Origin of the sequence: Rhodococcus erythropolis R138, assembly GCF_000696675.2 — a bacterium.
GTDB classification, from domain to species: domain Bacteria; phylum Actinomycetota; class Actinomycetes; order Mycobacteriales; family Mycobacteriaceae; genus Rhodococcus_F; species Rhodococcus_F erythropolis.
In genome coordinates, this window is the sequence record NZ_CP007255.1 from 1,307,732 (window position 1) to 1,321,809 (window position 14,078).

Here is a 14,078-nt window from a genome sequence, read left to right on the forward strand (position 1 = left end):
GCAGTATGAGTACCAGCAGCATTATCTGGATAATTGTTGCCGTGGTCGTGGTGATAGCGATCGTGGCCGCACTCCTGTGGGTGGCGCGAAACAGGCGCGACGAGCGTCGTCACATCGAGGCAGAACAGATCCGCGAAGACGTCGCAGACAAGTCGCTGCAAGTAGGCGAGCGCGAGGCGCGGGCAGAAGAGACAGCAGCCAAAGCGCGCATGGTGCAGGCAGAGGCCGACGCCAAAGCGGCGGAAGCATCTGCGCTGCAACATCATGCAGCGCAACATCGGAAAGAGGCGACGAGTTCTCGCGAGGAACTGAACCAGCAACGAGATCATGCAGACACGATCGACCCCAAGGTTCCCAACCCCGAAGAACCGCGGTCGACGCCGGATCAGAACCCTCGAAACCCTTGATCTCGAAACACTTGATGCAGGCGTTCGAGGGAAGCGTCTGCCCGTATATGGTTCGACGATCATGATGAACAAAGAATCGTCACCGCAGGACCAGAAAAGTGTCACGTCCACGGCGGCTGACGTCGCACAGAACAATGTCTTCGAGCGCTTTGCCCGCGCAGGATTTGTCGTCAGCGGTGTGGTTCATCTGCTGATCGGATATATCGCGATCCGCCTTGCTCTCGGTGGATCCGGGTCTGCGGACCAATCGGGTGCGATGGCCGAGTTGGCAGGAAAACCAGGGGGTGTCTTCGCTCTGTGGGTCGGCGTCGTGGCCTTCCTTGCCATGGCGTTGTGGAGATTGGCCGAAGCTGCGTTGGGGAGCTCGTCGTCGCCGTCCTCGGACGACAAGAAGAAGGAGTTCTTCAACCGCGCAAAGGCTCTGGGCATTTCGCTCGTCTATTTCGGTTTTGCTTTCACTGCATTCGGATTCGCCCGCGGAAGCGGGAAGTCCAGCAGCGGTCAGAGTGCGGGAATCACGGCGCGTTTGATGGAGAACACGCTGGGGACTATCGCATTGGTGATCGGTGGGATCGCGATCATCGCTGTTGGTGTTTACCACGTGTACAAGGGCGCGAGCCAGAACTTCCTGGATGATTTGAAAGGCACACCCAGCAACTTCGTGCGCCGACTCGGAACCGTCGGGTACGTCGCCAAGGGCTTGGCCATCGCGGCTGTCGGCGTTCTGGTTCTTCTCGCGGTCAACAGTTCCGAACCCGGCAAGTCCTCCGGACTCGACGGAGCGTTCAAGACGCTGGGTGCGCAGCCGTACGGAGTGGCCCTGCTGATCCTTGCCGGATTGGGCATCATCACATACGGGCTCTACTGCTTCGTGATGGCACGCTCGACGAAGATGTAGCGCCCCTGGGTAAGTGGGTCTATCCGAATGACCCGGTCTGGAAACCGACGTCGCTGCCCGACGAACTTCCCGTCGAGCTACCGAATATCGGTCGTCTCGGAACCAGATCATGCATCAGGTTCACTGCTGCAGGGTCGATCATCGCCGCATTTCCACCGTTCGCAAGAATCGTGATCGACCAACCGCTGTCGGGAACCAACAGGGTGATGCAGTTGGATCCCGAGCTGTCTCCGTTCTTCTTGGCGAACGATTGTGGGAAGTTCGGCGTCGGGGGTTGGAGCTGCCACGCCATTCCCATTCCGAATGCAGGATTCTCCGGAGCTTGCGTGTCGATCTGCTCGAGCATCGAGGTCAGGACCGGTTTGAGCGGATTGTTGCCATAGCCGAGAGTTGTTGCGGCCCAGATCGACATGTCCTCGGCGGTGCTGACGAGGCCACCCCCGCCTGCGATCGCACCCGTGTTGTTCCACAGAGGGGCTCTTGTGCCGTCGAGGTAGTACGGAACGGCCAGGTCGGTTGCTTTGGTCTCGATCACGGTACCCATCATCCCGAGCGGGTCGGTGATTTCGCGGGCAACTGCTGCCGCGAAAGGCGGCTTCTCCTGTCCCGGAATGATCTTGTCTGCCATGAGTGTGCCGAGCAGTCCGAACCCGAAGTCCGAGTACAGCCAGTGGCTACCGGGGGCGAACTCCAAGGCCCCGGGAGCCCGGAGTCCTTCCCAGAGCATGTCTCTCGTGTACTTCGCTTTCTCGTCCACGCACGATTGTGTGGGATCGGCACACCCTGCCGAAAGATTGGGCGGGTCGTCGCTCAGACCGGAACGGTGGGTGACCAGTTGGCGAAGCGTGATCTCCTCGCCACCGCTGCCTTTTGGCAGCGGGTTGCCGTCCGAATACTTGCTCGCCAGGTCGTCCAATCCGACTTCTCCCCGAGCGATCAGTTTCGCCAGTAGTGCAGCGGTGAAGGTCTTGGTCTCCGAGGCGATCTCGAATTGCGTTCGTGAAGTGACTCTCACGCCGTTTTCGACGTCGGCCTGGCCGTAGTGGTACGTAGTGGTGACACTCGCTTTGCGGTTCTTCTCATCCGGTTTGACGATGGCGAAGGCAAGACCGGGGACTCCGCTGTTCAGCAGTGTCTCTGCGACGCGCTGTACCGCTTGGGCTTCTGCAGGATCGCCGACCCGCGAACCTGGATTGGGTGCCGTGGGGCCGGCGGCGCTGGCGGTCGAGGAGGTCGCGAGGGTTATGACGGCGGTTGCCGCCAGCCCTGCAACGCTGATGAACTGTCGTCGTGACGTCCGGGCGGACCCTCGATCCTGGTTTTCCATTGTTTGCACATTACAACCAAAGTCGACTGGTTTGACTGTTTTGTCGGAATTGCCAAGGTGTGGTCCTTAGACGATGGATTTGCTAAATCACGCCGCCGTTGACGTAGATGACCTGGCCGTTGACCCAACGAGCTGGGCCGGCGAGAAACGCGACAGCCTCCGCGATGTCCACCGGTGTGCCGAGGCGTTCCAGGGGAGCCAGCTTGGACAGGTTCTCCACTGTAGCTTCGTCTTTCCCGTCCAGGAACAGATCGGTGGCCGTGGGGCCCGGGGCTACGGCGTTGACCGTGATATCGCGTCCCCGTAGCTCTTTCGCGAGAACCAGAGTGATCGCGTCGACAGCACCTTTGGTGGCGGCGTACGCGGCATAAGTCGGAAACGCCAGCTTCTTCACGGAGGTGGAGAAATTGATGATCGCACCACCGCGCCGGACACGTCTGGCTGCCTGCTGGTCGACCACGAAGGTCCCTCGGACGTTGGTCCGATGCATCCGATCGAAATCGTCGAAGTTCAGTTCTGCGACGGTGGAGAGAATCATGATTCCGGCTGCATGGACGACGACGTCGATGCCCCCGAACTCCTCCTCGACCGTATCGAACAGGGTCGCGACTTCACCTTCGTCGGCGACGTCGGCATGCACCGCGATGGCGCGACCGCCCGCTGCGACGATGGTGTCAACTGTTTCCTGGGCGCGTTGCAGGTTTCCTGAATAGTGCACGGCGACAGCCATTCCGTCGGCGGCGAGCTTCTCGGCAGTCGCTCGCCCGATGCCGCCGGAAGCTCCGGTGACGATGGCGACGCGGGTGGTGGTGTCAGTCATGATGTAACTCCTGAACTGGTTTGGGTGCATCGGACAGCTTGCGGAGCCACTCCCGTAGTAGGCCGACTTCGTTGGTGGAGAGGGAAGTTGAATCTGCGGCGGCGAGTTTGGCGTCGAGAGTGGATGCAACTCTGTTGAGGGAGGCGTCCGGGTGGGCGTCGGATTCGTCGATGATGGACGCGAAGATTCCGTCGCGAACTCGCTGTGACAGTGTCGGATCGGGGTACTGTTCCGGCCTTACGACGAGCATCAGAGCGACACCCGCATTGGCGGACATCACCATCTGCGTAGCCACGTCGACCGACACGGTCAGAACGCCTGCCGCAGCGCATCGTTCGAGAACGGATCGAAGTAGCGCCTGGGCTTGCAAGGCGGTGTCGGCACTCTGGGCGGAAGGTGAGTGCATCAGCCGGTAATGAGCGGGATGCGCGAGCGCGAAGGCTGTATGCGCATCCCAGCCGGCCCGTAGATCGGCAACTGGGTCATCGGAAGGTGTCGCAGCGCGTTTGCCTTCGAGGTATTCGGAGAATCCTGCCTCGACGACGGCTGCGAGCAGTCCGTCCTTGTCGCCGAACTGACGGTAGAGCGCGGGGGCGCCGACGCCGGCCATCTCGCACACGGCACGGGTGGAGATGTCACCGTTGGGGGAGGTGTTGAGCAACTCGGTTGCTGCGGCCAGAATCTTTGCTCTCGAACTCATGAAAACAACGCTAACACAAATGTGTAATCGTTGCTATCACCGGTTTGGTCGTGCGAACGAACTACAGACACAGGCACCAGAACTTGATCAGATGAGTGAGCCGGTCCGGCCACGGTTCTGTGTGGAGTGACGGCTAGAGCCGTTCTGTTGTCACACTCTGAACGAAGGAATCCTGGTGATCGACTCGGAAACTACTGTTGCGCACAATAATTCGCATTCCGGTTATCTGGGGTGGATTCTGCGGGTCATCAGTGTCGTGGCGTGTGTTGCGGTTGCAACGGTCGTTGCCTCGCTGACGCTCGGGCCGCCATTCGCACGGGCCTGGGCACAGTGGGTTGCTCGTCATCTAGGTGGGGACTTCGAGACGGGAGTCGTTGTCGGATTTGTGACTGGGCTTTTAGGCATTGCTGTGACTTTGTTCGCAGCGCTGATGAGTTCGTTGGCGTGGCGGCGCCGAGGTGGCCCGGCATTGTCGCTTGGTATCGGTGCTATTGCCTTGCTTGCCGTTCTTCCTGGCGCAGTGAATTTGAGTATCGCGGTTGGTGCAGCAGGATCCGGGGTAAGGGCGGCGGGGAGGATCCTCGACGTCGACGGGCCGGCGTTTCGTGGAGCCTGGGTAGCCGGATCAGTGGCGGGACTGTCGCTGTATATGGTCGGGGCGCTGCTGTTAGGGAGGAGCCTTCGTTCGGCATTCGGGCCTGTCAGGCAGGTGGTGTCGCCGCCGCCAGGGGTGGTCGGCGGTACGAATGCCTTGGCCATCGTCGCACTGGTACTTGGAATCTTCGGTGGGGTTCTTGCTATTCCCGTGGGCCATGTGTCGCTGAACCAGATTCGCCGTTCCGGCGAAAGTGGGCGCGGATTGGCAGTGGCCGGCCTCGTTCTCGGCTATCTGTCGCTGGTCGTCATCGTAGGTGTCGTACTAGTGGCTGTGCCCGCGGCCTTTCGATAATTTGGGTCGCGCGTCAGAGTTGGGTGGGCTGGAGTGGCTCGATGTCGTAGGCGCGGGGTCCGAACAGGCTCGCCGTCCGGGTGCGAATGGACGGAAGTGCTTCGTAGAGGCTCCCGCCGAGGCGGTGGAGGGAGTTGAACGATCGCGATTCCCAAACCGGAAACTCTCCGTCGGTGTCGCGTGATGCTGTGTCCCACAGGAGGGCGTCACCGTTTTCGCTCCATCCGAAAACCTGCAGCGAGTCGGGGAGTGACCAATCGCCGTCGGGTTCGATCATCCAATCGAACTCGTCATCCTGTCCTTCTGTGTAGACCGAATGAAGATGAGCGGTGAGGTTGCGGGCGCGCCCTTGCCAGCCGTCGGCAAATCCGGGAAGGACGGGCGGATAGATGAGCCAGAGTCCGAAGGTCCGCGCCCACCCTGCGCGCCGGATGAATGCGCGATATGAATCGGGGAAGCCCTGCCGGTCGGGAAATCGAAAAGAATCCAAAAAGGTGAAATCTATGTGTTGAAGCGTCGGTTGGCCTTTTACCGTCAGCGCGTTGGGTCCCGTGGCAAACACGTCATCAACACTAGCAATGCGAGTCCGCGGGGGATCTCGGGCGGGAGGTCTTGGCTGGTTGTTCCCCGAGTTCGTCGGATCAAATACCTTCAATGACCCGCAAGATTCACCACCAATCGAATCACCAACTCGCCGTCCACCTCTCGGGTCCGTTTCTCGCAGATCACGTTCATCAATGCGGTGCCCTCATCGATGCCGAGTTGGTGTGTGAGTAGCGTGTCGATCGTGTCGTCGGCGCTCGTCAATGCAGCTGCAGCGGAGGCGAGTTGGTGGTTCGTGACTCCTCTGTTGCCCGTCAAGGCAACGCGCAGAGAGCCCCTGGTGAACGTCGTGATCGCGGGTGGTGTCGGTCCACCCGTGTTGGCTTGTCGCACCCCGGCGATGTCCACCCCGGGTAACAAATCGGACGTGGCCTTGGCCGGCACTCCACCAATCGGATGCACGGAGACAACTCGATCGCCGAGGCGTTCCAGAGCGGTGTCGATCGACGCTACTGTGCCGGCGCGGTGAGTCGCGACCAGCACGGCGACCGAGCCTGTGGTTTCGCGTACCCAGTTCTCGGTAGCGAGCGAGTTGACCACGGATGGAAAGTGATTTGTCGTCCACTCCATGCCGAGTTCGGTGCGGTGGACCATTACTACTCGGACGGTTGGGAAGAGAACGGAGGGTGCGAGGGCCGCAGCCAGATTTCCGATGAGACCGTCGCCGAAAATGAGCAGCGTCCCCGGTGACTCACGGGAGAGGCAGGAGAGCGCATACCTGACGACGGCGTACGGTTCGACGAGAGTAGCGCGTGCGCTGGAAAGTTCCAGTGGCAACGGCGTGACCAACCCTCCACTCACCGCGGGCACGCCGATGATGACGCGTTGTTGAAACAACCCCTCGACGTTGTGGCCGAGAAGAAACGATGAATCATGCGGATGCGTCGGGTTGACCACGACTCGATCACCTACCTCGAAGCCGGTGACGCCGTCGCCCACTTCGACGACGCGGGTAGCGCCTTCGTGGCCGACGATGGGCGAGGGGTCGTCCCTGTCTCCGCGCACAATCTGAATGTCAGTCCCGCACAGGCTGACTTTCTCGGGGGCGACGAGAAGTTCGCCGGGTCCGGGAGTTGGAGTCGGCCGCTTTTCGACGCTCGACCGACTGCCCCTTCTCACGATTGCGCGATGGGTGAGTTGCGTTGTCATGAATCCTCTTTCACAGCTTGCTTACGCGGAGGCGACCGGCGGCAATATCGTCGGCACCGGACAGGGTGTCGATGTCGTGAGGACGGCACAGGTATATCGTCTTACGGATTCTCTCGGGAGTCAGTGACGTGTCCGCGTACGATCGCACCGAGGCGAGTTGGGAACAAAGTTCCCTCTCGTACATCTCGGACAGACCTTCGGCGAGCCCGCCACCGATCCCGATGCGATCCAGTCGTGGATCGAGGGCGATCATCGTTCTGACCAGCTCGGCGATCGGCTCGACGACCACGCTCAACAGAAGTGATGCACCAGGGGCGCCTGACTCGAGTGCTGGACCGAACGAATCTCTGTCATAGGGCAATTCGAGAGCCGAGGCGACAGCAGCCAACGCCGAGCCGGACGAGATCGCCGCGACATGTCCGATGCCTCCACATGCGCAGGGCAACTGTCGCACTGTATCCGGCCCCGACGTCACTGCACGAAGGTGGCCGACCTCACCTTGCAACCCCAATGCGTCCACTGGAATCACTCCCTCTCTTGCATCAGCTATCCGCAGTGCGATCCCGCTGCTGATGGTGAGGTAGGCGATGCGCCGATCGGTGGGACGTGTAAACCCACGAGCGAATGACGCCAACCCTGCCGTCACGTCGTTCACGAGTGTCCATCGAACGTCCGGGCGGTGGGATTCGAGGAGGCGCAGCAACGGAATCTCACCGGCAGGAGTGCCGCCCCACAATGGGCCGGATCCATGGGCGACGCCCTTCTGTTCGTCGAGCGCGGCCCCGCACGCCATGTTCACTGCGGCACCCGGCGGTAGATATCGATCCAGTGTCTCGATCAGCTCGCGCAGGAGTTGATCGGGAGTGGCAGACGGTTGTCGGAGCACGCTGGGCGATGGCAGCCGTTCGGTTCGCTCACCGCTGCGGATGCGTAGCCACGTACCTCCCAGATCGACCGATACGGTATCCGTCATAGTTCCGGTACCACGTCGATTACGAGCTCCGATCTCTCTCGGGAGAGTCGTAGTGAAGTAAAATTATTCACTCTCAAAAGGTTTCGTCCGGGCTCGGCTCCGATTGCAACGCATGATGCGCCGGAATCGGCCGCAGCAGCCATGCCGGCCGAGGAGTCTTCGAATACGGTGCAGGAGTCGGCGGAAACCTTCAAGCGCGCCGCCGCTGCAAGAAAGCCCTCGGGATCTGGCTTGCCGGCGCGCACGTCCTCAGCGCATACCGACGCGTGTGGAAGCGGGAGGCCCGCTTCAGTGAGCCTTCGCACCATCATCGATCGAGGGGCCGACGTGACAATCGCCCATTGCTCCCGGGGCACAGACGCCAGAAAGTCCTTGGCGCCGGCGATGGCGCGAACTGGATGCGAGTTCTGCTCTTCGCTTTGCCTGATCCAGTTCAGTTCGGATTCGACGTTTGCTCGATTACCGAGAACCCGAACGATGATGTCGGAAGCGATGCGGCCTGGAAGTGCCTGCGCTACCACCGCCCGATCAACGCCGTGCCGGTCCGCGAATTCGAACCAGACAGCCTCGATCGACGCCTGCGAATCGACGAGGGTTCCGTCCATGTCGAACAGCAGTGCCGAGGTCGAAATGGATTGTCGAATCAAGCTGGGCCGCAGAGTCATAAGACGGCCACCCGACTCATTCCCAAACTTTCGCCGGCAATGCGAATCAGATCGAGATCGTGGTCGGTTGAGCGGCGCAGTCGCTGGTCGCCAGGATCGGTATCGAGCACAATCGTCTGTGCACCGATCTCAGACAGAAAATCGATGTCGGCACGTATCTGGTTGATGGTTCCGTACCCGAGTGGACGGTCTGGTGATTCGACAGATCTTTCGGTGGGGAGAAAGTAGATGCGGGGGACGAACTCACGCCCGGGGGCGAGTGAAGCGACTCCAGCGATGCATAGGCCCCGGGTAGGGTGCAATGGGTGCCATGCAGTGCCTAATCTGTTGGTTCGGTCGATCGCAGCGGGTCCGTTGCCGCCGATCCACAACGGAGGGTGTGGTTGCTGCAGCGGTAGAGGTCCGTTGTGCACGCGATGTGTTCCGGCCGAGCCCGGTGCGTCGTATGTCTCCGACGTCCACGCTGCGATCAGGGTTTCGAGAGTGGTATCCGTCAGTCGGCCTCGACGTGTGAACGGAACGCCGAGGACGTCGAAAGCCTGTGCAGTCCAGCCGACCCCGATGCCCACGATCAACCGTCCGCCGCTGAGTCGATCAATCGTCGCGGTCGCGTGGGCGAGGTGGGCCGGGTGTCGGTGACTGCCGATCAGCACGCCGCTGCCCAGGCGAATCGACTCGGTACCCGCTGCGAGCCAGGACAGCGTGGCCAGGCACTCGTAAAACGGAGCGGGAGAGCGGCGATTCGCGTCGTCGGTCAACACCACGTGATCCGAGAGTAGGACATTGTCGAATCCGGCAGCTTCCGCTGTCCGGGCCCACGCGAGAATCCCCTCGGGGTCGATCTGCGGCCCGAAGTTGGGGAGATTGATTCCGTACTTCACAGCGAACTCGGAATCAGTCGCGCGGCGCCCCCGTGGCGGAACGTCAGGAAGTTTCCCCCGTTGGCGGTCAAAGGGCGAGGGGCCTCCTGCCGGCCGATGTGGTGCTCGAACAACTCGATGTTCAAGTCGCCGACGGATACCATCGCCATCCGGGACGTTCCTTCGACGTCGAGATCGAACTGTGCCGTCATGAACCCGCGATCCGCTGCGATGTCGGTGCGGAGCACCTCGGTTCCCGAATGGGCGGTCACCAGACGCGCTATCGCGGCGTCGAGGTCCGGGACGCTGTAGCCCGTGTGATCCAAACCGCGGCAGGTCGGGAGAAGGGCTGACGCGATGTCCTCTCGTCTGTGGTGGAGTCGGGCCTGGGTCTCGTGGAAGTATCCCGGCTCCTCGGGCCACTGCTGAAGTTCGAAGAGATCGCCCCACGGCGACCGGAAGTACACCCACTTGTTGCCCGCAATCGGACCCTCGGGTACCTCGATCACGTCGCCGAGGACTGTCACGTCGCTTCGCGAATCAAGGTAGCTCACAGCGAGTTCGATATCGCCGACAGTGAAGCAGAGATGGTTGGTACCGATGTCGACCAACCGCGGTGGGGGTTGATGGGGCCAATCCGCTGATACGAAATCCACGACCCCCGACAATCCGATCGGTACGGAGACACGTCCGGGGTATCTTACGACGCGGTTCGCACCCAGGAGTGAAGCGAAGAAGTTGGCGGCGGCGTCCGCATCGGGAACGGTGACACCGACTGTGGACAAGGCATCTTCGACATTCGCGGTCACGGTCATGGGATCAGCAGTACCTTTCCTCGGGTTCCGCCCGCGGCCAGCAGAGCGTGGGCTTGGGGTGCTTCGTCGAACCGGAATGTTCGGGCGACAGGGACGGTGACCGAACCGGTCGATACCAGTTCGGCGAATGATTCGAGGCCCGAGCCGTCCTCGTCGACATAGCTTTTCGCCGGTGTGATTCCACGTTGCGGTGCGGGTTGCTCGTTGTCGTCGATGGAGATGAAGGCGCCGTCGTCTCGCACACTGTCGACGGATTCGGCAATACCCGCCGTGTCGACGATGGCGTCGTACTCCTTCTGCGGCAGGTCGACGGGACTCGCTATGACCCGGCTGAGGCTGAGGGCCAAGAGTTCGTCAGTGTCGCTCTCGCGAGCGAGGGCTTCGACGCGGTGTCCCCGCGAGATCAGCAGCGCCGACGCTATTCGGCCCACCGCGCCGGCAGCACCGGTCACCAACACCGTGGATTCTGGTGCAAGGTCGAGTTTCTCGAGGCATTGCACAGCGGTGAGCGCTGCGAGTGGGATCGCAGCAGCGTGCTCGAGGGTGACGTTCGACGGAGCGGGTGCGAACAAGGACTGGTCGGCGGTGACGCGTTCGGCATAGGTTCCGTAGCGGTGTGCCGGTTGCGCGATCATTCCGATGACGCGGTCTCCTGGCGTGAAGCGTGTTACCGCGGATCCGACTGCGATAACAGTTCCGGAGACGTCCCATCCCAATACGGCTGGGAAGTGCAACTCGATGGGCAAGAACCCCGAACGGGTCTTCAGATCGACAGGGTTGACGGCAGCGGCTGCAACGGAAACAGTGACGTCTCCGGGGCCGGATGTCGGCTCGTCAACCTCGGTGAGAGTGAGAACGCTTGGGTCGCCGGTGGCTTCGATTGCGATGGCTTTCATGCGATTCCTTTCATGAGACCTTGCGTTGGAGAATGATCGACGGCGTAGCGGGCATTCGCTTCGGCTGCAGTCAGAACCAGTCCGCCGTCGACGGTAACGGTGGTCCCCGTGAGATAGCTCGAACCGGACCCGGCGAGGAACGCCGCGGCTGCTGCGACCTCGTGCACACCGGCCGGACGCCCCAACGGGATAGCGGGGCGATCGATGTCCGCATACGAGGATTCGTCATCGATGCCGTTCATCGCGGTGGCGGTTTCTCCCGGTGCGACGGAATTGACGCGCACTCCGTGGGGCGCGAATTCGAGGGCGAGGACACGACTCGACGCCGCCAATGCGGCCTTGCTGGCGCAGTAGATTGCACCGCCGGTGATGGGGACCGTGTCATGGATCGATGTGATGTTGACGATCGATCCTGCGATACCTCGCGCGATCATCCGGCGCCCCACCGACGAGGCCAACGCAAGTGGGGTGATCGAATTGACGGCCATGACCTCGCGCATTCGATCGATGGCGAGTGCATCTGCGGGTGATCGATCGTTGATTCCGGCATTGTTTACCAGGCAGTGGATCTCACCCAGTTCATCTGTGCATCTCAGAACGGCGTCGACTGTCGATTCGGCATTGCGCAGGTCCAGTTGCAGGGGAACGACGTCGATGCGGAACTGCGCATTTAGTTCGCTCACCAACCGTGCGATGCGATCGAGACCATTGCCGTATCCGAGGACGAGGTTGTGACCCTCTTTCGCAAGCGCGAGCGCGATTGCCCGGCCGATACCACTACTCGCTCCGGTTATCACTGTGTATTCGAGCTCACTCAACAGAGATCACCACCTTCGGCCGTGTCCTGTGGCCTTCGAGACGATCGAATGCGGACTGTGCTTCGGTCAGAGGAACCACACTGTCGATCAATGCGGTCAATGCCGGGCGAATCAGCGGGAACAGTTCCGCGGCTCGGCGGTAGTGATCTACCCCGTGACGTACTCCGATGATCGAAATGCCGGCCAGCGCAACCGCTCCGGGATCGATCGATTCCGTGTGCGCCGCGACGCCTACGAGGATGCACTTGCCTCCCGGACGGAGAACGCCTACGGCGGTACCCAGCGCACCGGCGCCGCCAGACGCCTCCACGACCACGTCGTACTGCCCGGTCAGGTGTGTGGCATCGGTGAAACTGTGTGTGACGGTGCCGGAGTCGAGGTGTTCGATCGACCGGGGTTCGAGAACGTCGACGGTGATCGGGTATCGACTCAGCATGGCGATGGACAAGCTGCCGATCGTGCCCGCGCCGACGACGAGAACCCGATCACCCGGCGACACCGAAGCAGCGTCGAGCGCCTCGAGCACCGTCACGAGCGGCTCGATGAGAACGTGCTCCGGTTCGACTGTGACGCGACCGAGTGAAACGACCGTGCGCCGCGGCATGCGGAGGAATTCGGCTGCGGCACCAGGATGTTCGTATAGCCCGACCTCACGCAGATCGGAGCATTGGTTGCGTCGTCCGGCCCCGCAGGCCGAACACGCCTGGCAGAAAATCATCGTGCTCCCGGTGACTACGTCACCCGCCGACAGATCGTGAATATTCGGGCCGGTCTGCTCTACGGTGCCCACCCATTCGTGCCCGAAGTGATGCGGAAACGACGTAAGGCCATCAGTGAGGTATGACGACGTGCCGTGCAACAACTCCAGATCCGTACCGCACAGACCGACATAGGCAACCTTGACGACGACATCGTCAGGCCCGCAGTTGGGACGGTCGATCGTCACGATCGACACGGAACGGGGAGCGTCGATCATCGCAGCTCTCATGGCTTTCACGTCACGCTCCGAGCAGTGCGCCGACTGACGAACAGCAGCAGTACTGCGCCCGCCGCGAGGACTGCCCCGATAGCAGGCAGGACTGCAACGCTGTTGCCGCCGGACAGAGCGATCGAGCCGATCCACGCGCCGGCAGCATTCGCAAGTTGGAATCCTGCAATGTTGACCGTGGCAGCAAGGTGCGGGGCTTCGCTTGCAGCACCGATGAGTTTCGAGGCGAGCGGCGGAATAATGGAAAAACCGGTAGCACCGAGTACGAACATCCAGGCGAAGGCAAACCAAGACGTTCCGCCGAAGACGAAGAGAGCGAGAAGTGCCAACGCGAGCGCGGTCAACGCGATGTACAGCGTTTTGTCCAGGTCCTTGTCTGCGTAGTAACCACCGAGTTGATTGCCGACAACAGACCCGACGCCGAATACGAACAACACCACCGTCACCGTCGACACCGAGATGCCGGCATGCTCGGTGAGATACGGCGAGATGTAGGTGAACACCACGAAAAGCGCTGCCTGACTGAGAGCGGTCAGCCCGATCGCCCACAGAACTGGGCCCCGGGTGAACACCCGTAGCTCTGAGCTGACGTTGCCGGTCTGGTGCGAGGGAGCGGCGTTGCGCGTCGAGGCGATCAGCGCAGCGGTGACCAGCAGTTGGAAAACGGCGATGATCGCAAAAGACCAGCGCCAACCCAGTTGTGTACCGATGAGAGTTCCCAAGGGGACGCCGAGGACCGTCGCCAGGTTCAGTCCGAGGGTGACGCGGGCGATCACACGCCCTTGGAATTCAGGCGCCACCAACGACGTCGCCAGCACCAGGCACAGAGCGAAGAACGTCGCGTGTGGCAGAGCAGTGATGATCCGAAATATCACCATGGTTGCGAAGTTCGGTGCCAGCGCAGTTCCGATGTTGCCGATGACGAAGAGAGCCATCAGAGCCGCGATGAGAGGTGTCCGCGGCACCCTGGTGGTAGCGATCGTCAGTAGAGGGCCACCGATGACCACTGTGACGGCATAGATGGTGACGAGCAGTCCGGCTGTGGAGGTGCTGACCCCGAGGTCGGTGGAGATGTCCGGAAGTACGCCGGCCACAAGGTATTCGACAGTGCCGACGCCGAACACTGCCAGGAGCATCCAGATTATTGCGGCATTCGCGTTGGTAGAGCGAGCCGTTGTCGTCAATTCGTGCGGAGTTTCGACCACCATGG

At 61.5% G+C, this 14,078-nt stretch carries 16 protein-coding genes; 3 read left to right on the top strand and 13 right to left on the bottom strand.

The features are described 5' to 3' along the window. Positions 1-5: 5 nt before the first annotated feature. Positions 6-407 (top strand): hypothetical protein, encoded by a 402-nt coding sequence (locus H351_RS05985; RefSeq protein WP_020971062.1) that lies wholly within the window; start codon positions 6-8, stop codon positions 405-407. Positions 408-468: 61 nt separating this feature from the next. Beyond that, positions 469-1,305 (top strand): DUF1206 domain-containing protein, encoded by an 837-nt coding sequence (locus H351_RS05990; protein ID WP_019745667.1) that lies wholly within the window; start codon positions 469-471, stop codon positions 1,303-1,305. A gap of 19 nt (positions 1,306-1,324) precedes the next feature. Here the strand turns inward: H351_RS05990 and H351_RS05995 are convergent, their stop codons facing one another. The 3 genes from H351_RS05995 to H351_RS06005 form a co-directional block, all read right to left on the bottom strand. Further along, positions 1,325-2,632, bottom strand: a complete 1,308-nt coding sequence (locus H351_RS05995; RefSeq protein ID WP_029256455.1) for a serine hydrolase domain-containing protein — start codon at positions 2,630-2,632, stop codon at positions 1,325-1,327. Positions 2,633-2,714: 82 nt separating this feature from the next. Beyond that, a complete protein-coding gene (locus H351_RS06000) occupies positions 2,715-3,452 on the bottom strand; it encodes an SDR family oxidoreductase (RefSeq protein ID WP_029256454.1) in 738 nt (245 codons plus the stop codon). Further along, positions 3,445-4,152 (bottom strand): TetR/AcrR family transcriptional regulator, encoded by a 708-nt coding sequence (locus H351_RS06005; protein WP_051636513.1) that lies wholly within the window; start codon positions 4,150-4,152, stop codon positions 3,445-3,447. Before H351_RS06005 ends, H351_RS06000 begins: the two co-directional genes overlap by 8 nt. A gap of 175 nt (positions 4,153-4,327) precedes the next feature. Between H351_RS06005 and H351_RS06010 the strand changes: the two genes are divergently transcribed. Continuing rightward, positions 4,328-5,101, top strand: coding sequence for a DUF4190 domain-containing protein (locus tag H351_RS06010; RefSeq protein ID WP_029256453.1), 774 nt, complete (start codon positions 4,328-4,330; stop codon positions 5,099-5,101). A gap of 13 nt (positions 5,102-5,114) precedes the next feature. Here the strand turns inward: H351_RS06010 and H351_RS06015 are convergent, their stop codons facing one another. The 10 genes from H351_RS06015 to H351_RS06060 all read right to left on the bottom strand — a co-directional run bounded on the left by H351_RS06015 (position 5,115) and on the right by H351_RS06060 (position 14,076). Next, the gene (locus H351_RS06015) at positions 5,115-5,591 is read right to left on the bottom strand and encodes a hypothetical protein (protein WP_037119881.1); all 477 of its coding nucleotides are present in this window, start codon (positions 5,589-5,591) and stop codon (positions 5,115-5,117) included. Positions 5,592-5,752: 161 nt separating this feature from the next. Then, positions 5,753-6,853, bottom strand: coding sequence for an alcohol dehydrogenase catalytic domain-containing protein (locus H351_RS06020; protein WP_019745661.1), 1,101 nt, complete (start codon positions 6,851-6,853; stop codon positions 5,753-5,755). Positions 6,854-6,863: 10 nt separating this feature from the next. Beyond that, positions 6,864-7,826 (bottom strand): ROK family protein, encoded by a 963-nt coding sequence (locus H351_RS06025; protein WP_019745660.1) that lies wholly within the window; start codon positions 7,824-7,826, stop codon positions 6,864-6,866. Beyond that, a complete protein-coding gene (locus H351_RS06030; RefSeq protein WP_019745659.1) occupies positions 7,823-8,491 on the bottom strand; it encodes an HAD-IA family hydrolase in 669 nt (222 codons plus the stop codon). The genes H351_RS06025 and H351_RS06030 overlap by 4 nt, the downstream gene beginning before the upstream one ends. After that, positions 8,488-9,372 (bottom strand): TIGR03619 family F420-dependent LLM class oxidoreductase, encoded by an 885-nt coding sequence (locus H351_RS06035; protein WP_020971055.1) that lies wholly within the window; start codon positions 9,370-9,372, stop codon positions 8,488-8,490. The genes H351_RS06030 and H351_RS06035 overlap by 4 nt, the downstream gene beginning before the upstream one ends. Then, on the bottom strand, positions 9,369-10,166 hold the full coding sequence (locus H351_RS06040; RefSeq protein WP_019745657.1) for a VOC family protein: 798 nt from the start codon (positions 10,164-10,166) through the stop codon (positions 9,369-9,371). The genes H351_RS06035 and H351_RS06040 overlap by 4 nt, the downstream gene beginning before the upstream one ends. Continuing rightward, complete coding sequence (locus tag H351_RS06045; protein ID WP_020909402.1) at positions 10,163-11,062, bottom strand: NADP-dependent oxidoreductase; 900 nt, start codon at positions 11,060-11,062, stop codon at positions 10,163-10,165. The genes H351_RS06040 and H351_RS06045 overlap by 4 nt, the downstream gene beginning before the upstream one ends. Next, positions 11,059-11,880 (bottom strand): SDR family oxidoreductase, encoded by an 822-nt coding sequence (locus H351_RS06050; RefSeq protein ID WP_019745655.1) that lies wholly within the window; start codon positions 11,878-11,880, stop codon positions 11,059-11,061. Before H351_RS06050 ends, H351_RS06045 begins: the two co-directional genes overlap by 4 nt. Next, positions 11,873-12,868, bottom strand: coding sequence for a zinc-dependent alcohol dehydrogenase (locus H351_RS06055; protein ID WP_020909399.1), 996 nt, complete (start codon positions 12,866-12,868; stop codon positions 11,873-11,875). Before H351_RS06055 ends, H351_RS06050 begins: the two co-directional genes overlap by 8 nt. A gap of 5 nt (positions 12,869-12,873) precedes the next feature. Further along, positions 12,874-14,076: an MFS transporter gene (locus H351_RS06060; protein WP_020971053.1), complete on the bottom strand. Its 1,203-nt coding sequence runs from the start codon at positions 14,074-14,076 to the stop codon at positions 12,874-12,876. Between the last annotated feature and the right edge of the window lie 2 nt (positions 14,077-14,078).